The sequence below is a fragment of the Rhodanobacter sp. UC4448_H15 genome (genome assembly GCF_052978265.1).
Map to the genome: position 1 here is coordinate 808,681 of NZ_CM129665.1, position 19,688 is coordinate 828,368.

General features: G+C 68.3%; 20 protein-coding genes. 13 read left to right on the forward strand and 7 right to left on the reverse strand.

The genetic code is table 11. The annotated features are described in order from the left end of the window. Positions 1–73: 73 nt before the first annotated feature. The 6 genes from pepQ to rph form a co-directional block, all read right to left on the reverse strand. Complete coding sequence (gene pepQ / locus ACVCMI_RS03480; RefSeq protein WP_447097431.1) at positions 74–1,390, reverse strand: Xaa-Pro dipeptidase; 1,317 nt, start codon at positions 1,388–1,390, stop codon at positions 74–76. A 111-nt stretch (positions 1,391–1,501) separates the two neighbouring features. Continuing rightward, entirely contained in the window at positions 1,502–1,861 is a 360-nt protein-coding gene (locus ACVCMI_RS03485; RefSeq protein WP_395121153.1) for a PilZ domain-containing protein, read from the reverse strand. Beyond that, on the reverse strand, positions 1,858–4,191 hold the full coding sequence (locus ACVCMI_RS03490) for a DUF1631 family protein (RefSeq protein ID WP_395121155.1): 2,334 nt from the start codon (positions 4,189–4,191) through the stop codon (positions 1,858–1,860). Before ACVCMI_RS03490 ends, ACVCMI_RS03485 begins: the two co-directional genes overlap by 4 nt. Positions 4,192–4,264: 73 nt before the next feature. Then, on the reverse strand, positions 4,265–5,431 hold the full coding sequence (gene hemW / locus ACVCMI_RS03495; RefSeq protein WP_447097430.1) for a radical SAM family heme chaperone HemW: 1,167 nt from the start codon (positions 5,429–5,431) through the stop codon (positions 4,265–4,267). After that, complete coding sequence (rdgB, locus tag ACVCMI_RS03500; RefSeq protein WP_447097429.1) at positions 5,428–6,027, reverse strand: RdgB/HAM1 family non-canonical purine NTP pyrophosphatase; 600 nt, start codon at positions 6,025–6,027, stop codon at positions 5,428–5,430. The genes hemW and rdgB overlap by 4 nt, the downstream gene beginning before the upstream one ends. A gap of 1 nt (position 6,028) precedes the next feature. Beyond that, on the reverse strand, positions 6,029–6,754 hold the full coding sequence (gene rph, locus ACVCMI_RS03505; RefSeq protein WP_395121160.1) for a ribonuclease PH: 726 nt from the start codon (positions 6,752–6,754) through the stop codon (positions 6,029–6,031). Between the two features lie 76 nt (positions 6,755–6,830). Here rph and ACVCMI_RS03510 point away from each other — a divergent pair, with 76 nt between their 5' ends. The 9 genes from ACVCMI_RS03510 to ACVCMI_RS03550 all read left to right on the forward strand — a co-directional run bounded on the left by ACVCMI_RS03510 (position 6,831) and on the right by ACVCMI_RS03550 (position 13,252). Then, positions 6,831–7,691, forward strand: a complete 861-nt coding sequence (locus tag ACVCMI_RS03510; RefSeq protein WP_395121161.1) for a YicC/YloC family endoribonuclease — start codon at positions 6,831–6,833, stop codon at positions 7,689–7,691. Between the two features lie 137 nt (positions 7,692–7,828). After that, complete coding sequence (locus ACVCMI_RS03515; protein WP_447097428.1) at positions 7,829–8,368, forward strand: AHH domain-containing protein; 540 nt, start codon at positions 7,829–7,831, stop codon at positions 8,366–8,368. Continuing rightward, entirely contained in the window at positions 8,365–8,913 is a 549-nt protein-coding gene (locus tag ACVCMI_RS03520; protein WP_447097427.1) for a hypothetical protein, read from the forward strand. The genes ACVCMI_RS03515 and ACVCMI_RS03520 overlap by 4 nt, the downstream gene beginning before the upstream one ends. A 96-nt stretch (positions 8,914–9,009) precedes the next feature. Next, entirely contained in the window at positions 9,010–9,639 is a 630-nt protein-coding gene (gene gmk / locus ACVCMI_RS03525; protein WP_447097426.1) for a guanylate kinase, read from the forward strand. Positions 9,640–9,713: 74 nt separating this feature from the next. Further along, a complete protein-coding gene (locus ACVCMI_RS03530) occupies positions 9,714–10,550 on the forward strand; it encodes an ABC transporter ATP-binding protein (protein ID WP_447097425.1) in 837 nt (278 codons plus the stop codon). Continuing rightward, the gene (gene mlaE / locus ACVCMI_RS03535) at positions 10,547–11,323 is read left to right on the forward strand and encodes a lipid asymmetry maintenance ABC transporter permease subunit MlaE (RefSeq protein WP_447097424.1); all 777 of its coding nucleotides are present in this window, start codon (positions 10,547–10,549) and stop codon (positions 11,321–11,323) included. Before ACVCMI_RS03530 ends, mlaE begins: the two co-directional genes overlap by 4 nt. Positions 11,324–11,357: 34 nt before the next feature. Continuing rightward, positions 11,358–12,212, forward strand: a complete 855-nt coding sequence (gene mlaD, locus ACVCMI_RS03540) for an outer membrane lipid asymmetry maintenance protein MlaD (RefSeq protein ID WP_395121169.1) — start codon at positions 11,358–11,360, stop codon at positions 12,210–12,212. A gap of 60 nt (positions 12,213–12,272) precedes the next feature. Then, positions 12,273–12,956, forward strand: a complete 684-nt coding sequence (locus ACVCMI_RS03545) for an MlaC/ttg2D family ABC transporter substrate-binding protein (protein WP_395121170.1) — start codon at positions 12,273–12,275, stop codon at positions 12,954–12,956. Next, positions 12,953–13,252, forward strand: coding sequence for an STAS domain-containing protein (locus ACVCMI_RS03550; protein ID WP_447097423.1), 300 nt, complete (start codon positions 12,953–12,955; stop codon positions 13,250–13,252). The genes ACVCMI_RS03545 and ACVCMI_RS03550 overlap by 4 nt, the downstream gene beginning before the upstream one ends. Positions 13,253–13,268: 16 nt before the next feature. Here the strand turns inward: ACVCMI_RS03550 and ACVCMI_RS03555 are convergent, their stop codons facing one another. Beyond that, positions 13,269–14,069, reverse strand: coding sequence for an MlaA family lipoprotein (locus ACVCMI_RS03555; RefSeq protein WP_395121174.1), 801 nt, complete (start codon positions 14,067–14,069; stop codon positions 13,269–13,271). Between the two features lie 226 nt (positions 14,070–14,295). Here ACVCMI_RS03555 and rpoZ point away from each other — a divergent pair, with 226 nt between their 5' ends. The 4 genes from rpoZ (at position 14,296) to recG (ending at position 19,674) form a co-directional block, all read left to right on the forward strand. Then, on the forward strand, positions 14,296–14,586 hold the full coding sequence (rpoZ, locus tag ACVCMI_RS03560; RefSeq protein WP_007509529.1) for a DNA-directed RNA polymerase subunit omega: 291 nt from the start codon (positions 14,296–14,298) through the stop codon (positions 14,584–14,586). A 121-nt stretch (positions 14,587–14,707) separates the two neighbouring features. Next, positions 14,708–16,876: a RelA/SpoT family protein gene (locus ACVCMI_RS03565; protein ID WP_395121176.1), complete on the forward strand. Its 2,169-nt coding sequence runs from the start codon at positions 14,708–14,710 to the stop codon at positions 16,874–16,876. Between the two features lie 218 nt (positions 16,877–17,094). Next, entirely contained in the window at positions 17,095–17,478 is a 384-nt protein-coding gene (locus ACVCMI_RS03570; RefSeq protein WP_447097422.1) for a RidA family protein, read from the forward strand. Positions 17,479–17,559: 81 nt separating this feature from the next. After that, on the forward strand, positions 17,560–19,674 hold the full coding sequence (gene recG, locus ACVCMI_RS03575) for an ATP-dependent DNA helicase RecG (RefSeq protein ID WP_447097421.1): 2,115 nt from the start codon (positions 17,560–17,562) through the stop codon (positions 19,672–19,674). Positions 19,675–19,688: the final 14 nt, after the last annotated feature.

Here is a 19,688-nt window from a genome sequence, read left to right on the forward strand (position 1 = left end):
ATAGAAAAATCAAAGCACCCCCTGCACGGCTGGGCGACGCTTTTACCATTCCCTATTCCCTATTCCCTATTCCCTATTCCCGCCCCCAGGCATCGCGGGTGAGATTCTCCGGCTCGCCCTCGGTGCACGCCACGTCGTCCTCGATGCGGATGCCGCCGTACTGCTTGAACGCCTCGACCTTGTGCCAGTCGATGTCCTTCGCCAGCGGCTTGTCGCGCAACTCGGCCAGCAGCATCTCGATGAAGTACAGGCCGGGCTCGATCGTCACCACCATGCCGGGCTCCAGCGTGCGGGTCATGCGCAGGTACGGGTGGCCGTCCGGCCGCGGTACGGTGTCGCCGCGGTCGTTCCTGGCGAAGCCGCCCACGTCGTGCACCTGCAGGCCGATCGAATGGCCCAGGCCGTGCGGGAAGAAGGCGCGGGTGACGCCGCTTTCGAGTGCCGATTCGGCCTCCATGCGGATGAAGCCGTGGTCCTTCAGCAGCGCGGCCAGTTGCCGGTGCGCATGCAGATGCAACTCGGCGTAGGGGCGACCGCTGCGCACCATCGCGGCCTGGCTTTGCTGGTTCGCGTCCATCGCGTCGATCAGCGCCTGGAATTCGCCTGCGTCGGCGGCGGCGTGGGTGCGCGTGATGTCGCTGGCGTAGCCCGAGGCGCTGGCACCGGCGTCGATCAGCAGCGAACGCGGGCGTGCCGGCGGTTGCCGGGTGAAATCCATGTAGTGCAGCACGGCGCCATGCTCGTTCAGCGCCACGATGCTGGAGTAGGGCAGTTCGGCGTCGATCTGGCCAGCCGCCGCCAGGTAGGCCTGATGGATGCCCAGCTCGCTGGCGCCGGCACGGAATGCCTGTTCGGCCGCGCGATGCGCGCGCGTGCCGATGCGGCTGGCCGCGCGCATCAGTTCCAGCTCGTACGGCGTCTTGTACGCGCGGTGGTAGTGCAGGTAATCCAGCACCGCGGGAGGGTTGTTGAACGCGATGCCGGCGACGGCGGCGTTCGCTTCGCCGATGCTGGCGCAGCGACCTTGCGGCAGCTCGGCCACCGCTTCCTCGGCGGTGCGCACCACGACGATCTCGAAGCCGTCCACCCAGTAGCCGGCGGGCGCATCCGGCACCACGTGCCAGTAGTCGCGCGGCTGCAGGAAGATCAGCTTCGGCTTGCGGCCCGGGGTGTACGCGACCCAGCTGCCCGGCGCGTCGGTCAACGGCAACCAGTGCTTGAATGGCGGGCTGACGGCGTACGGGTAGTGATTGTCGTCGAGGAACTTGACGCCGGGCATGCCGGCGGCAATCAGCAGGTGGTCGAAGCCGCCGCGGGCGAGCGCCTGCTCGGCATGGTGCTGCACCGTGGCCAGGTGCGCGGGATAAAGCGTGGCGAGTCGATCATGCATGGAGAACTCCCGGCAGGCGCACGGGAAAGGCCCGGCGAATCAGCAAAGACGAATCGCCATGATGACGCCCGCAGGTCGGCAGTTCCAGTGGAGGTGATGCGGCCAGTGCGCCTACGCCTGCGCCAGCCAGCTTTCCAGGCGCGCTGCGTCGATGTCGGTGATGGCGATGATCCGGTAGCCGGCCCAGATCTGGCCGGAGCTGGCGGCGTGCTCGTGCCATTGCTCCTGGATACCCACCTCGATCGGCTGCGACTGCACCAGCGCGCGGCCGGTGGCGGGCAGGTCGATGCGTACCTGGTACAGCGCCTCGCTGCGCGGTGCCTGCGAGGTGATCAGCAGCAGGCCGGTGCTGGACAGGTTGCCCAGGTGGCCGATCGGCTCGCCGCGGATCACGTCGGTGACGATGGCGTTGCCGGGCGCCCGCTTGCGCGGCGCACGACGCTGGTTGGCGGGGCTGTTGGGCGGATTCATCGGTGCCGGAACTCCGCGGGTTTGCCGCTGCGCCCGCTTGCGGCGGCCTGGCGCAGGCTGCCGGTGAGGCCGCGCCACGCGCGGTCGAGCAGGCTTTCCGGCTCGGCCGGCACTTCGCAGACGCGGCCGCGGGCAACTTCGTGGGCGAGCTGGGCCATGGTCATCTCCTCGCCGCGCTGGCCGCGCCGGCTGACCAGCAGGCAGCGTCCCGACATCGGCGAATACCAGGCCAGCTTGCGTCGCGCGATCTGCCCGCTGGCGGGGTCGATGAACTCGAACCAGCTGCCGAACGGCAACTTGCGCAGATGTTGCTCGATGCGCGCCTCGCGCGGATCGACCGCCGGTGGTCGGGTCGATGTCGCCGTTGTCGTTGCGGGCCGGGGCGGCGTCGGCTTGACGATCGGGCTGGCGATCGCGGCTTCGTGGCTGGCCTGCTGTTCACCCAGGCGCTGGTGCTGCTTCAGTCGCAGCGCGAGATCGGTGGCGCTGGGCAGCTCGCTGGCCGGATCGGGCGTACCGACGCCGAGCAGGCGTTGCGCCACCTGCACCGATTCCTCCGCGTGCATGCCGATCTGCTGCAGGCCGCTTTCCACTTCCTGCTGCAGCTGCCGCGGGTCGGGCACCGGCAGGCGGCCGAGCAACTGGTCGGTGATCGCCAGTTGCGCCTTGAACGCGGGGCTGTCCTCGCCATGACGCAGCAGGGTCAGCGCGAGCACGTCGGACCAGGCGCGGTCCAGCAGGGCGCGCAGCAGTCCGCGCGGCGGCGATTGCGCGAAGCGGTCCGCCATCAGCTCGCCGGCGCGATGGCGCGCCTGGTCCAGCCGTTCGCGGCCCTGCGCCGCTTCGACGTGGCGCCGCTCGGCGGCCTGCGCCTTGCGCGTCAGCAGCGCCAGATGGTGTTCGATATCCGCCAGCAGCGTGGTGTAGAGACCGGCGCTGGGCGGCTCCTGGTTGGCGCGGCTGACCAGTTGCTCCAGCTTGCTGGCCAGCGGACGGTTGCTCTCGTCGTCGCTGCCGTCGAGCCAGTCGTTGGCGGCGGCGGCGACGGTGTCGAGCAGCTTGCGCGCGGGATGGTCGCGCTGCTCGAAGAAGTCGTGGTCGGCCACCGCCACGCGCAGCACCGGCAGCTGCAGGTTGCCGAGCAGGCCGCGGGCGTTGCTGCCCTGCTGCAGTTGCTGGCCCAGTTGCTCGAACAGTTCGGCGACCAGCTCCACCGTGTCGCCCTGTTCGCTGGTGAGCTGGGTGCGCGGCGCGCCGGCAGGCTTGCCGAGGTTGAGCTGGGTCAGCAGCTCCTCGCGCAGGCGCGCGGCACTGCGCAGTTCGCGGCTGGCGTGGTCGGTGACCTTGGCCAGATGTTGTTGCAGCGCGCCCAGCGCCGATTGCAGTTCTTCCTCGCTGGCGGCCGGCCCGGCGGCTTCGCCGCTGCCCGTGCCCTGGCCGGCGCGCCGCTGCGACAGCAGGTCGCGCAGCGATTCCAGCACGTGGATGGAATCTTCCGGGGCGCCGCCGGTCGCCGGCTTGGCGGCAGCTTCTGCCGGCGCGGCGGGGGTTTCGCTGGCGGCGCCGATCTCGCCCGTGCCCTGGCGCGGGCGCTTGTTGACGTGGCGCGGTGCCGGCACGCTGCGCAGCTGCGGCAGGATGCCGTCGGACTGCCAGCGCAGGTTGATGGTGCCGTAGAGCTCGCTCAGCGCAGGGAGCACGCACTGGTCGAAGTGCTGCAGCAACAACAACTGGTGCTTGAGTGGCAGCTCCAGCGCGGCGCTGGCCTGGTGGAATGCCTTGGCCAGCGCATGCGGGCCAAGTGGCAGCGATGCGCCTTCCAGCGGCGGCGCGCCGATCAGCACCGCCAGGCGATGGCCCAGTTCGTACAGCGCGCGACCATGGCGTGCGTCGCCGCGGGCGCCGAGCTGGTCCAGCGCCATCGTCATCTCCTGCACGCCGGGGTCGAGCAGTTCCAGCGTCTGCCACGGACTGGCGGTGGCCGCGGTTTCCGCATCGGCGGGCCGGTGTGCATGGCGGTCAAGCTCATTGAGCGCCTTGCCCAGTTCTTCCATGAACGCCTGCACCAGCGCGTTCTGCCCCTGCAGCACGCGTTGGCGGCTGGCGAAGCACTCGTGCTGCTCGTCGGATCGGTGCGCGTGGTCGGCCAGCGCGAAGAGCTGCTTCTCGAATTCGCCGATGCAGCGGCGCACGGGTTCGTGGAGACCTTCCACGCACAGGGTGTAGGCGGTCTCGATCAATTGCTGGGCACGCGCCGGCCACCGCCCCTGATTGAACTGGGCCGTGCCGCGCGATGCCGACATGCGTCGCCGGTCTTGTCCGACGTCCATGCAAAACCTGTGATTTCCCCGGGTTGGCCAAGTCTATGCTGCTTGCCGGGGCTATGCCATCGCCGCGAGCGCGTCAGTCGAGGAAGCTTGCGATCACGTCGTTCAGGAAGCGCTGGCCCAGCGCGGTGGTCTGCAGGCGTTGCGCGTCGCCATGCAGCCAGCCGCGGTCGCGGGCGGCGGCCAGCGCCGCGGCGATCCTCTCCGGCGCCAGCCCCGTGCGCGCGGGGAAATCGGCCATCGGCACGCCGTCGATCAGGCGCAGCGCGTTGAGCATGTACTCGAACGGCAGCTCGGCGGGGGCGACCACGTGGTCGCCCCCGATCCGGCCCGCGCCGCCGGGTTCGCCCATGTACGCGCGCGGGCCGCGCGTTTTCCAGCGCCGGTGGATCTGGCTGCTGCCGGCGTCGCTGAGCTTGCCGTGGGCCCCGGCGCCGATGCCGAGGTAGTCGCCGAACCGCCAGTAGTTGAGGTTGTGTGCGCAGCGCCGGCCGGGCTGCGCGTAGGCGGAGATTTCGTACTGGCCGTAGCCGGCTTCGGCCAGGCGCGCCTCGCAGGCTTCCTGCATTGCCCAGGCGTGGTCGTCGTCGGGCAGCGGTGGCGGGTTGGCGGCGAACACCGTATTCGGCTCCAGCGTGAGCTGGTAGTGCGAGATGTGCGTGGGCCCGAGCGCGATGGCGCGCTCGACGTCGGCCAGTGCGCCGTCCAGTTCCTGCTTCGGCAGCGCGTACATCAGGTCGAGGTTGATGTTGGCGTAGCCGGCGTCCTGCGCGGATTTCACCGCGGCTTCGGCTTCGCCGGCCGAGTGGATGCGGCCGAGCCGCTTCAGCTTGTCGTCGTCGAAGCTCTGCACGCCGAACGAGATGCGGTTCACGCCGGCGGCGAGATAGCCGTCGAAACGGCCGTGCTCGACCGTGCCGGGATTGGTTTCCAGGGTGACCTCGGCGTCGTCGGCCAGCGGCAGGCGCTCGCGCACGCCGTCGAGCAGGCGCGCGATCAGCTCCGGCGCGAACAGGCTGGGCGTGCCGCCACCGAAGAACACGCTGATGACCGCGCGGCCCTCCAGCGCCGCGGCGAAGTCGGCGCGGTCGGCGTCGAGATCGGCCAGCAGGTGGTCGATGTAATCGGCGTACGGCGGCGGCTCGCTGCGCAGGCCGTGCGAGTTGAAGTCGCAGTACGGGCACTTCTTCACGCACCACGGCATGTGCACGTACAGCGACAGCGGCGGCGAGACGATGCTCATGGGCGAAGTTCGCGCAGGCGGTCGTGCAGTTTCGCCAGCGCCTGGCCACGATGACTGAGGCGGTTCTTCAGCGCCGGCTCGAGTTCGGCGGCGCCGAGGGTCTGCCCGTGTGGCAGGAACAGCGGGTCGTAGCCGAAACCTTGCGTGCCGCGCGGGGCGTCGAGCACGCGACCGTGCCAACGGCCTTCTGCGATCAGCGGCGCGGGGTCGTCGGCGTGCTGCAGCAGCGCCAGGACGCAGATGAAGAACGCGCCGCGTCGTTCCGTCGGCACGCCGTCCAGTTCGCGCAGCAGCTTCGCGTTGTTGGCGGCGTTGTCGCCGTGGTTGCCGGCATAGCGCGCCGAGTACAGGCCGGGCGCGCCGCGCAAGTGGTCCACGCACAGACCGGAGTCGTCGGCCAGCGCGGGCAAGCCGCTGGCGCGGGCGGCGTGGCGTGCCTTGAGCACGGCGTTCTCCACGAAGGTGAGGCCGGTTTCCTCGATGTCGTCCACGCCGAGGCTGGCCTGCGGCACCACCTCGAAGCCGGCGTTGGCGAGCAGGGCATGGAACTCGGCGAGCTTGCCGCGGTTGCTGCTGGCGAGGACGATGCGCCGCATGTCAGAGTGCGAGCGCCGCGCGCTGCGCGGCGACCAGTTCGCCGATGCCTTTTTCGGCCAGCGCCAGCATCTGGTCCATCTCGTCGCGGCGGAAGGCGTGGCCTTCGGCGGTGCCCTGCACTTCGATGAAGCCGCCGCCGTCGTTCATCACCACGTTCATGTCGGTGTCGCAGTCCGAATCCTCGGCGTAGTCGAGGTCGAGCACCGGCACGCCCTGGTAGATGCCGACCGAGACCGCGGCGACCGCGCCCACGATCGGGTTGCGCTTGAGGTTCTCGCGCTTCATCAGCAGGTTCACCGCATCGACCAGGGCCACATAGGCCCCGGTGATCGCCGCCGTGCGCGTGCCGCCGTCGGCCTGCAGCACGTCGCAGTCCAGCGTGATCACCCGCTCGCCCAGCGCCTGGCGGTTGACGCAGGCGCGCAGGCTGCGGCCGATCAGCCGCTGGATTTCCATGGTGCGGCCGCCCTGGCCGCCGCGGGCGGCCTCGCGCTGGGTGCGGGTGTTGGTGGCGCGCGGCAACATGCCGTATTCGGCGGTGATCCAGCCCTCGCCTTTGCCGCGCAGCCAGGCCGGCGCGCGATCCTCGATGCTGGCGGTGCACAGCACGCGGGTGTCGCCGAAGCTGACCAGCACCGAGCCTTCGGCGTGGCGGGTGTAATGACGTTCGAGGCTGACGGTGCGCAGCTGGTCGCTGGCGCGGCCACTGGGGCGGCTGGGATTCATGAAGGGTGGCCGGATTGGGCAAGGGGGACCGGAGAGTTTACCATTGCGTCCTTTCCCCGATGTCCGGAAGGCGCCGATGATCCGCAGCATGACGGCCTACGCCAGTGCCGAAACCACCGGCCCCGCGGGCACGCTCAGCTGCGAGCTGCGCACGGTCAACCATCGCTACCTGGAGCTGAGCCCGCGCTTGCCGGACGACCTGCGCGCGTTCGAATCGCAGTTGCGCGAGCGGGTGGCGGCGAAGCTGTCGCGCGGCAAGCTGGACCTCACCGTGCGTCGCGCGGGCGAGGGGCGCGGCGAGGCGTTGCAGGTGAACGGCGCACTGCTCGCGCGGCTGTCCGAGCTGAACCTGGACATGGCCGCGCTGTTCCCCGGCCTGCAGGTGCAGTTCACCGAGCTGCTGCGCTTTCCGGGCGTGATGCAGCAGGCCGAGGTCGATCCCGAAGCGCAGCAAACCGCGCTGTTCGACGTGCTCGACCGCGCGCTGGATGCGCTGGCGGCCACCCGCGAACGCGAGGGCGAGAAGCTGGGCGCGATCCTGCACGAGCGGCTCGACGCGATCGAGCGCGTGGTCGCCGAGGTGCGCGGCTGGATGCCGGAGATCCGCACCGCGCTGCGCACCCGGCTGGAAACCCGGCTGGCCGACCTCAAGCAGCCGGTCGAGCCGGGCCGGCTGGAACAGGAGCTGGTGCTGCAGATCACCCGCAGCGACGTGGACGAGGAGCTGGACCGGCTCGCCACCCACATCGCCGAGACGCGCCGCGTGCTGGGCCTGGCCGAACCGGTCGGCCGCCGGCTGGATTTCCTGATGCAGGAGTTCAACCGTGAGGCCAACACGCTCGGTTCCAAGTCGGTCGACGCGCGCAGCACCAACGCGGCGGTCGAGCTCAAGGTGCTGATCGAGCAGATGCGCGAACAAGTGCAGAACATCGAGTAGTGCCGGCCGGCCCGGATCGAGCCGCGGTTGTGGTTTCAAATGCATGCGTTCTGGAGATGGGCATGGCAAGAGACGGAAGGCCTGGTGCGCCCCGCGGGGGGTTGCGCCAACCACGGCGCACCACGGCGCAGCTCAGGGTGAATGCGGCTCGCTTAGTAGGCGGGCTCAACCCGAACGCTGCCGTCAATGATGTCATCCTCGAGGCCGCGAAAGCGGAGGTCCGTTACCGGAATGGAGTGACGCTGCCCGCAAATGCAGAGCGGCTTCTGGCAGACGCCAGACGCGAGGGTGCGAGACACTCGACTGACTTGGCGCGGAACTTGGCGTCGGCAAATATCGACCGGCCGAAGGGCGCCGCGGCCCACCACATCGTGGCCCATGGAGACTCGCGAGCTTTTCCGTCGCAGGAATTGCTGTTTGGCTGGGGTATCGCCATCAATGACGTTGACAATGGCGTCTATCTGCCCCGCTTCAAGAAAAGCATCGTCACCGGCATGCCTGACGCCATCAAGCACTCGGTTTTGCATACAGGGCTCTACCATCTTGAGGTCTATGCGCGACTGGTCGACATTGATCAGGGTGCGGAGCACAGTCAGGCAGGACGCGAAGCGCTTCGGGGAATCAAGACGCAGCTGCTTGACGGAACCTTCCCCTACCGGTCGGGAGACGGGGCATGACAGTCTGGGAGATCAAGGCTGGCCCAGCCGACCGGATGGCGATGCTGGTGGTGCCGCAGGCCGAACAGGTCATGGGCGCGATGAAGCGCTTCGGTGGCAATGGCAATGTTCTGCATTGGCACGAGCGACCAAAGCTGCAGGTGTACGCCGACAAGCGCCGGAAGCGCCTGCCACGAAGCGACGTCAGCCCCTTTGTCCCCGGGGCGTTGGTGTTGAATTCCAAGGCGTTCGCCACGCTGGGCGGGTTCCTGGCTGATTTCGGGCAGTTGCTGGAGCTCGATGTCGACGGCGAGGTCGAGTACTTCTTCAACGCCACGCACCTCGTGCCGTGCATAGACCGCGAGCGATCCGAAACGCGCCCCGGTGGCACGGTGGGCCGGGAAGCGTTTCTCGCCAACGCCGTTCCGTCCGAGGCTGCGGTGTTCAAGGATCCGGCGACCGCACGCTCGCGTCTTTACACCAATGATGCCGGCAAGCGAACCTTGGAGGATGTCGCCGCTGCACATTCCGTCAGCGGCTTGGTCTTTACTCGGGCCGGCCTGTGATGTGCGATGCCCTCCATGGTGGCTTGATTCGATGCAAGCGCGTTTGCCATGGAGCTTGCCGGGCATGACGAGGCACGCGAAAGGTTGCTTGTCACCATGATGGAAATCGGAACGCTGTTCGTGGTTGCCGCGCCTTCGGGCGCCGGCAAGTCGACCTTGGTCAATGCGCTGCTGGAGCGCGATAGCGCGATTTCGCTGTCGGTGTCGCACACCACGCGACCACCGCGGTCGGGCGAGCTGTACGGACGTCACTACTATTTCGTCGAGCGCGAAGTGTTCGAGCAGCAGGTCGCGGAAGGCATCTTCCTGGAGCATGCCGAGGTGCACGGCAACCTCTACGGCACCTCGCGCAACACCGTGCAGAAGCTGCTGGCGCAGGGGCGCGACGTGCTGCTGGAGATCGACTGGCAGGGTGCGCAGCAGATCCGCGCGAGCAAGCCCGACTGTGTCAGCGTGTTCATCCTGCCGCCGTCGCGGGCGGAACTGGAACGGCGCCTGCGCGGCCGCGGGTCGGACAGTGCCGAGGTGATCGAACGCCGGCTGCGCAACTCGCGCGGCGAGATCGCCCACGCCCACGAGTTCGACTACATCATCGTCAACGACCGCTTCGAAACGGCGCTGGACGATCTGCAGGCGATCGTGCGCGCGGTGCGCCTGCGCGGCGCGCTGCAACTGCGCCGGCACGAGGCGCTGATCGCCGAACTGCTGGACGGCGAGGCCGGTTGAACCGCGGCGCCTGCGCATGGTCTTAGTCCGACGCTTCCGCTACCTTGTCCGCTTACCCACCTCCTTTGCCGCCCATGAACGAAACCGCTCGCGCCACGCCTGACGACGCCACCCTGGTGCGCATCCGCGGGCTGACCACGGTGCTCAACGGCAAGACCATCTTCGACACGCTGGATCTCGACATTCCGCGCGGCAAGATCACCTCGATCATGGGCCCCAGCGGCACCGGCAAGACCACCCTGCTCAAGCACATCACCGGGCAGATGCGCGCCGATGCCGGCAGTGTCCACGTCGACGGCCACAATGTCGCCGAGCTGTCGCGCGAGGAGCTGTACAAGCTGCGCGAGGGCGTGGGCTACCTGTTCCAGAACTCCGCACTGCTGACCGATTTCGACGTGTTCGAGAACGTGGCGTTCCCGCTGCGCCAGCACACGAAACTGCCGGAGGTGCTGATCCGCAACCTGGTGCTGATGAAGCTGCAGGCGGTGGGTCTGCGCGGCGCGGCGCGGCTGATGCCGAACGAGCTGTCCGGCGGCATGGCGCGGCGAGTGGCGCTGGCGCGGGCGATCGTGTTCGACCCGCAGCTGATCCTGTACGACGAGCCGTTCGTGGGGCTGGACCCGGTGGCGCTGAACCAGGTGCTGAAGCTGATCCAGACGCTGAACCAGACCCTCGGCATCACCAGCGTGCTGGTCTCGCACGAACTGCCCGCGGTGCAGCGCATCGCCCACCACGTGGCCCTGCTGTCCAACGGCAAGGTGGTGGCACAGGGCAACCCGGCGACGATCGCCGACGACGGCTCGCCGTGGACGCGGCAGTTCTTCGGCGGCGAAGCGGACGGCCCGATCCCGTTCCGCTACCCGGCTGGCGACTACGCCGCCGCGCTGGGCTTTGCCGAGGCAACGAAATGAACGCGCACGCCCCGCAACCCCGCAACGTGTTGACCCAGTCGCTGGCGCAGATCGGCGGCTGCGGCCTGTTTCTGCTGACCCTGCTGGCGGCGATCCCGCGCAGCTTCCGCTACCTGCGCGAAACCGTCCGTCAGCTGTGGTTTGTCGGCGCCATGAGCCTGACCATCATCATGGTCTGCGGCCTGTTCGTCGGCATGGTGCTGATGCTGCAGCTGTACCACGTGCTGTCGATCTTCGGCGGCACCTCGGCCAGCGGCATGGTGGTGGCGCTGTCGGTGTACCGCGAGCTGGGGCCGGTGGTCACCGCGCTGCTCTTCGCCGGGCGCGCCGGCACCGCGATCACCGCCGAGATCGGCCTGATGCGCGCCACCGACCAGATTTCCGCGATGGAGATGATGGCGGTCGACCCGATCGCCTACGTCGCCACGCCGCGCTTCCTGGCCGGCCTGATCGCGATGCCGCTGCTGTGCTGCGTGTTCTGCGCCATGGCGATCTTCGGCGGCCACCTGGTCGGCGTGACCTGGCTCGGCATCGACAACGGCACGTTCTGGTCGAACATGACCGCCCAGGTCGACGTGCATACCGACATCGTCAACGGCGTGCTGCTGAAGAGCCTGGCCTTCGGCGCGGTGGTGGCGCTGATCGCGGTGTTCCAGGGCTTCACCACGCCGCCGACCAGCGAGGGCGTGGCGTACGCCACCACCCGTACCGTGGTCGCCTCGTCGATCGCCATCCTGGCGCTCGACTTCGTCCTCACCGCCTTCCTGATGTGACTGCCATGACCCATCGTTTTCCGAGGATTCTGCCGTGAGCCAACCGAGAAGTTCCTATGCCGTCGGCACCGGCCTGTTCATCGTGCTGGGCTTCGCCGCGCTGGCCTACCTGGCGACGCAGACCAGCTCGGTGGCCAACAACGTGCGCCAGGGCGACAGCTACGACGTCACCGCGCAGTTCACCAACATCGGCCAGCTGAAGGAGCGCGCGCCGGTGAAGATCGCCGGCGTGCGCGTGGGCCAGGTGCAGGCGATCACGCTGGCGCCGGGGCGCGACGCGGCCGAGGTGAAGCTGTCCATCGACAAGCGCTACGACCACATCCCGCAGGATTCGGTGGCGACGATCTTCACCAGCGGCCTGCTCGGCGACCAGTACGTGGGCATCGACTACGGCAGCGCGAAACAGATGGTGGCCGCCGGCGGCACGCTGGCGCGGACCAAGTCGTCGCAGCCGCTGGAGGAGATGCTGGGCAAGTTCTTCGGCGCCGGCGGCGTGGTCGACAACATCGGCGGCAGCTACACGGTCAAGGCCGATTTCACCAACGTGGGCACCTTGTCGGCGGGCGCGCCGGTGAAGATGGCCGGCGTGGTGATCGGCAGCGTGCAATCGGTGCGCGCCGACCCGACCAAGCTCAACGCCGAGGTCATCCTGGCGATCGACAAGCGCTACGACCAGATTCCCGACGATTCGGCCGCCGCGGTGTTCACCAGCGGTTTGATCGGCAGCCAGTATGTTGCGATCCAGCCGGGCGGCTCGCCCGACGTGCTCAAGAACGGCGACGAGATGATCCTGACCCAGTCCGCGATGCAGCTGGAGGATCTGATCGGCAAGTTCCTGGTCAACGGTTCGCCCGGCGACAAGAAGGACGCCGGCAGCGGCAAGCAGTAGAACCCCATCGAATCCCCGTCGGCGGCGCCTGCCGCCGGCCATGCCCCAAGGAGTAACCCCATGCTGCGCAGACTGGCCCTTGCCACCGCCCTTGCGTTCGCCACTGTTGTGGTCGGTGCCCCGGCGTTCGCCCAGGATGCGGCCACGGCCGCCGCGCCGGCGGCCGTCCAGCAGACCCCGGTGCAGATCGTGCAGGGCATCGCCGACCAGCTGGCCACCGCGATCGAGGGTCACCGCGACGAGCTCAAGCGCGACAAGGAAAAACTGATCGCCATCATCGACGACGTGTTCCTGCCGCACTTCGACATCGACTACGCCTCGATCCTCGTGCTCGGCCGGCATGCACGCGAGGCCACCCCGGCACAGCGCGACCGCTTCGCCAAGGCGTTCTACAACTCGATCACCCATCGCTACGCCGAGGGTCTGCTCAACTACACCCGCGGCAAGGTCAAGGTGCTGCCGTTCAACGGCGACCTCAACGACAAGCGCACCGTGGTGCGCACCCAGGTGGTGCTGGACGACGGCAAGCTGGTGTCGATCGACTACGCGTTCCGCAAGAGCCGCAGCGGCGACTGGAAGGCGTACGACGTGATCATCGAAGGCATCTCCTACGTCACCAATTACCGCAACCAGGTGGACGCGGAGATCCGCAAGGTCGGCATCGAGCAGCTGATCACCAACCTGGAAACCCAGGGCGAGAAGGCACTCGACACGCTCGACAAGGACAGCAAGGACAGCCAGTGAACGCGCCCACGGGTTTCCGCCTGGACATCGTGGCGCCGACTGTCCTGGCGGTGAACGGCGTGCTTGATTTCGGCACCGCCGCGGCTGCGCTCGCAGCCATGCGCGCGGCGCTGGATGGCGAGGTGACGCAACTGGACCTGGCGGGCGTCAGTCATTGCGACAGCGCCGGCCTGGCCTGCGTGCTGGCTGCCGCCGCGGAAGCGAACCGGCGAGGTCGTCCGTTGCGGGTGGTCGGGATGCCGGCCAGCATGCAGGCGCTGGCCCAGGTCTGCGAGGTCGATACGCTGCTGGCGTGAGTCGTGCCCGCAGGGCTCAGTGCTGGTCGTCCTGCTTGGGGTGACCCTTTTCCCAATCGTGCTGCTGTTCCAGCAGCTCGTCCGGGTCGAAGCCGGGCGTATCCAGTCCCTGCATCCGTTCGATCAGCGCCGCCGGCGGGTTGCCGTCGTAAAGCTTGTACAGGCGCTGTTGCCGGTAGGCGTCGCGGATGAACACGTACGGGTCGTAGGCCGATTGCAGGAAACTCTCCGCGTCGATCGCGCGCGAGCGCAGCGTGATCAGATACATCGCCTGCGGCGCGTACTGCAGGCCGTTGTAGTGGTGGTTGGCGGCGTACAGGCTCAGCGGATCGAAGAAATAGCTGTCCACCGGCATCCGCCACATGTCGCGTGCGGTACTGGGGCCGAACAGCGGCAGCATCAGGAAATCGCCTTCCGGCGCACCCCAGCGTGCCAGCGTGATGCCGAAGTCGTTGTCCTCGATCGGCAGTCCCAGTTGGCTGGCCGGGTCGAAGAAACCGCCGATGCCCAGGGTGAGGTTGACCAGGAAACGGGCAGTGCTCTGCAGGGCCTGCTTGGGCCGCGCCTGCAGCAGGTCGTTGGCGACCGTGACCGGGGTGCGGATATTGGTGAAAAAGTCGCTGAACGAACGCCGCACCGGCGGGTTGGTGACCTTGCGGTAGACCAGCGCCACCGGCCGTATGGCCACTTTGTCCACTGCAGTATTGAACTGGTACGCCTCGCGGTTGTACTTCTCCAGCGGGTCGTCGGTGCGCGGCTTGGCAATGGCGCAGCCCGCCAGCAAGGCGATCGCGAGCACCGCCAACCAGCGGCTCATGGAATGGGGGCGAGGCAATGAGGGCATCGTGCGGTGGGGATTCGCGTCGGGGACAGTATAAGTGTACTGTCTGGTTTTATATCTTGCACGGCTTTCGGGCCGCTTTCGTGAATGCAGCCGTATTCGCGGCCAGCCCACCATGATACGCGTCGCCCGCATTGCCAGCAAAGCACCTGCTGGCTACACTGGTCGACCGTATAAGTCACTATTCTCCGAAGGATTTCACATGGCACGCATTACCGTGGAGGACTGCCTCGAGGTGGTCGACAACCGATTCGAGCTGGTCCTGATGGCCACCAAGCGCGCACGACAGCTCGAGAAGGGTGCCGAACCGGCGGTCAACCCCGACCACGACAAGCCCACGGTGCTGGCGCTGCGCGAGATCGCGGCCCGTCGCATCGACCAGGCCACGATCGACCAGATCGACAAGGCCGAGCGCGAGCGCGCCGAGCGCGAAGCGCTGGAGTGGGCCGCCGCGGAAGTCGACGACGACCTTTCCAAGGGCGGCGACGACTGATGGGCGATGACTGCCGGCGCTGCCGCGATCATGCCTTGCAGGGCATGAGCAAGCGCGCGCGCCCGACAGTCTCCGGACACCTCGCTTCCGGGGTGGGCGCCTGAGCCGGCGCCAGGCACCGATGCCCGCGACCGCTCCACCGGCTCCGGTCGATCCGGCCGCCTGGCCACCCTACGTGCTGGCGCTGAAAGAGCGCATCGCTTATCTGCCCCCCGCACAAGTCACCCTGGTGTTGCGTGCGTACGCCGTCGGCGCACAGGCGCATGCGGGGCAGGAGCGCAAGAGCGGGGAGCCGTACATTACCCACCCGGTGGCAGTGGCCAGCATCCTGGCCGAGCTGGGGCTGGATGCCGAAACAATCATCGCGGCCATCCTGCATGACACGCTGGAAGACACCGAACTGAGCCGCGAAGCGCTGGCCGGCGAGTTTGGCGAGGTGGTGGCCGAGCTGGTGGACGGCGTCACCAAGCTGGACAAGATGCGCTTCGGCACGCGCCAGGAAGCCGATGCGGAAAGCTTCCGCAAGATGCTGCTGGCGATGGCGCGCGACATCCGCGTGATCCTCATCAAGCTGGCCGATCGCCTGCACAACATGCGCACGCTGGGCGCCAAGGACCAGGGTTCGCGCCGCCGCATCGCGCGCGAGACGCTGGAGATCTTCGCGCCGATCGCGCAGCGCCTGGGCATGAACAAGTTCAAGGCCGAGCTGCAGGATCTAGGTTTCCGCGCGCTGTATCCGGACCGCTACCGGGTCATCAGCGAGCGCATCCGCGCCGCGCTGGGCAATCGCCGCGAGGTGATGAGCAAGATCGAGACCGCGCTCACCACGCAGTTGGCGTCCGAGCATCTGAGCGCCCACGTGGTCGGCCGGATCAAGTCGCCGTGGAGCATCTACTCGAAGATGCGCAACGAGCACAAGACGTTCGCGCAGCTGATGGACGTGTACGGTTTCCGCGTGGTGGTCGACAGCGCCACCAGCTGCTACGTGGCGCTTGGTGCGGTGCACGCGCTGTACAAGCCGGTGGACCGGCGCTTCAAGGATTTCATCGCGATCCCCAAGGCGAACGGCTACCAGTCGCTGCACACGGTGCTGCTCGGGCCGTTCGGCGCGCCGATCGAGGTGCAGATCCGCACCGCCGAAATGGATTCCGTGGCCGAACGCGGCGTGGCGGCGCACTGGGCCTACAAGACCGATTCGGGCCCGGCCAACAGTGCCCAGGTGCGCGCGCGCGAATGGCTGGCGTCGATGGTGGACAGTTCGGCGAACACGGTGTCCTCCTCGGAGTTCATCGAGAACGTCAAGATCGACCTGTTCCCCGACGAGGTCTATTTGTTTACCCCCCGCGGCGACATCCTCTCGCTGCCGCGCCATGCCACTGCGCTGGATTTCGCCTACGCGGTGCACACCGACGTGGGCGACCACGCGGTGGCCGCGCGCGTGGACAAGAAACTCACCCCGCTGCGCAGCCGGCTCGAATCGGGCCAGCTGGTGGAAATCATCACCGCGCCCTCGGCCGTGCCCAACCCCGCGTGGCTGGAGGTGGTGGTCACCGGCAAGGCGCGCACCGCGATCCGCCAGTACCTGAAACATCTGCAGCACGAGGACGCGGTCGATTTCGGCCACCGGATGCTGGATCGCGCGCTGGATGCGCTCGGCAGCAGCCTCGACGCGATCGCGCCGACGACGCTCGACCGCTTCCTGAAGACCTCCAAGTTCAAGCGGTTGGAGGAGCTGCTCTCCGACATCGCGCTGGGCAACCGCATGCCTGACGTGGTCGCGCGCCAGTTGCTGGGCTCGCGCTGGAAGAAGGCCGCCGGCTCCAAGGCAGGCGTGGCGCTGGCGCAGGAGAAGATCCGCATCAGCGGCGGCGAGCGCGGCGTGCTCAGCTTCGCCAACTGCTGCCACCCGCTGCCCGGCGACGACATCGTCGGCTACCTGTCCTCCGGCAAGGGCATCGTGGTGCATCGCGTGGAGTGCCCGAACGTGGTCGAGTTGCGCCGCTCGCCGGAACGGCTGGTGGCGATCGAGTGGGATCGCGACGTCAAGGGCGACTACCGCGCGCAGTTGCACATCGAGGTGATCAACCGCCCGGGCGTGCTCGCCACCGTGGCGGCGGCGATTGCGGCGGCCGATTCCAACATCGAGAACGTCGAGTACGTCGAGCGCGATGCCTCGGCGGCCACGCTGCTGTTCTCGATGGAAGTGAAGAGCCGCAAGCACCTGGCCGACGTGATCCGCCGCGTGCGCCGCACCGGCGTGGTCAGCGCGGTGCGGCGGTATCCGTTGTAATGACCGGGAATAGGGAATGGGGAATAGGGAATAGGGAATAGGGAATAGGTCGCTCCGACCGATGCCGCGCGTAGGGCGGGCAACGCCCGCCGGCCTTGCATCGCAGTGGTGCGGGCGCCGTGCAGTGAAGCGGGGCCGAGTTATCATCGGCGGTCTCAATCGGCTGCAGCACGCTCCTTCGAATCTCCAATCCCGACTCCCGCCCCCAAGGAAACGCCATGCCTTTCGACATCATCGCCACCGACCAGGCACCGGCCGCCATCGGCCCGTATTCGCAGGCCGTGCGTGCCGGCAACACCGTCTATTTTTCCGGCCAGATCCCGCTGGACCCGACCACCGGCAGCCTGGTCGACGGCGACATCGGCGTGCAGACGCGACGGGTGTTCGACAATCTCGCCGCGGTGGCGCAGGCTGCCGGCGGCTCGCTGGCGCAGATCGTGCGCGTGGGCATCTATGTCACCGACCTGGCCAACTTCGCCGCCGTCAACGCGGTGATGGCCGAATACTTCCAGCAGCCGTATCCGGCGCGCTCGACCATCGAGGTTTCCGCGTTGCCGAAGGCGGCGCAGGTAGAGGTCGATGCGATCATGGTGCTGGACTGATCCACGTCGCGGCTGTCGCCGACAGCCCGCAGCGGCGGCATCCTTACGACTGACGGGGATGCTCGGTTAGGCTTGGGTTTCATGGCCACGCGCAACGCCCGTCCCGTTTCTCCCGCCATTGCCGACCCCGGCATCGCGCCGCTCGCCACGTTGCCCGGCGTGGGCCCGGCGCTGGTCGCGTCGCTGGGCAAGCTCGGCCTGACGCGGGTGCAGGATCTGTGGTTCCACCTGCCGTTGCGCTACGAGGACAAGACGCGCATCACCGCGATCGCGGACTTGCGCGCAGGGGAACGCGCGCAGGTCGAGGGCGTGGTCGAGGCCGTCGAGCGCGGCTTCCGCCATCGCCCGCAACTCAAGGTGGCGATCGGCGACGCCAGCGCGCAGACCCTGCTGCTGCGCTTCTTCCATTTCAATCGCGCGCAGGCCGAACAACTGGTGCCGGGCACGCGGCTGCTCTGCTACGGCGAGGTGCGCCACGCCGCGCAGGGGCTGGAGATGGTGCACCCGAGCTACCAGCGCCTGGGTGGCAGCGAAGCCTCGGTGGTCGACGAGCAGCTCAGTCCGGTGTATCCCACTACCGAGGGCCTGGGCCAGAAGCGCCTGGTCGCGGTGATCGGCAAGGCACTGGCCCTGCTGCCGCCGGCCGGGCAACTGGAGCTTATTCCGCCGGCGCTGTGCCGCACGCACGGCCTGACATCGCTGCGCGATGCGCTGCTCTACGTGCACCGGCCACCGCCGGACGCGCACCTGGGCCAGTTGCTGCTCGGTCGCCACCCGGCCCAGCAGCGGCTCGCCTTCGAGGAGTTGCTGACCCAGCACCTTAGCCTCAAGCGCCTGCGCGCCGTGGTGCGGCAACGCCGTGCGCCGGTGCTGGGCGCACCGCGGCAGCTGCATCGGCAATTGCTGCGCGCATTGCCGTTCCGCCTCACCGCGGCGCAGCAGCGCGTGAGCGAGGAGGTCGCGCGCGACCTGGCGCAGGCCCAGCCGATGCTGCGCCTGGTGCAGGGCGACGTCGGCAGCGGCAAGACCGTGGTGGCCGCGCTGGCCACGCTGGCCGCGGTGCACGCGGGCTACCAGACCGCCCTGATGGCACCGACCGAATTGCTGGCCGAGCAGCATCTGCGCAACTTCCGGCAGTGGTTGCAGCCGCTGGGCATCGAGGTGGAATGGCTGGCCGGCAAGGTCACCGGCAAGACACGCCGGCAGGCGCTGGCCCGCGTGGCCGACGGCGCGGCGGTGGTGATCGGCACGCACGCCTTGATGCAGGAGGGCGTGGCATTTGCGCGGCTGGGCCTGGTGATCGTCGACGAGCAGCACCGCTTCGGCGTGCAGCAGCGGCTGGCATTGCACGAGAAGGGCCGCCAGGACCGACTGGTGCCGCATCAACTGGTGCTCACCGCCACGCCGATTCCGCGCACGCTGGCGATGAGCGCGTATGCCGATCTCGACGTCTCGTCGATCGACGAATTGCCGCCCGGACGCACGCCGGTGCAGACCATCGCGGTATCCAATGCGCGCCGCGCCGAAGTGATCGAGCGCATCCATGCCGCCTGCGCCGAGGGGCGGCAGGTGTACTGGGTGTGCACCCTGATCGAGGAATCCGAGCAGCTGCGCGCGCAGGCGGCCGAAGTCGCCCACGCCGAGTTGTGCGCGGCGCTGGAGGGCTTTGCCGTGGGTCTGATCCACGGCCGCATGAAGGCAAAGGACAAGCAGGCGGTGATGGACGCGTTCAAGGCCGGCGAGCTGGCCGTGCTGGTGGCCACCACGGTGATCGAGGTCGGCGTCGACGTGCCCAATGCCAGCCTGATGGTGATCGAGAACAGCGAGCGGCTTGGCCTGGCACAGCTGCACCAGTTGCGTGGTCGCGTCGGCCGCGGCGCGGTGGCCTCCAACTGCGTGCTGCTGTATCAACCGCCGCTGGGCCAGCTCGCGCGCGAGCGCCTGCAGGTCATGCGCGAAACCAGCGACGGCTTCCGCATTGCCGAGAAGGATCTGGAACTGCGTGGCCCCGGTGAAGTGCTCGGCACCCGCCAGACCGGCCAACTCGCCTTCCGCATCGCCGACCTGTCGCGCGACGCGCACCTGCTGCCCGCGGTGCAGGCGGTGGGCGAACGCATGCTGGCCGAGTTCCCCGACCAGACCAGCCGGTTGATCGAGCGCTGGATCGGCGGCGCCGCGCGGTTCGCAGATGCGTGAGCGGTCATCGGCAG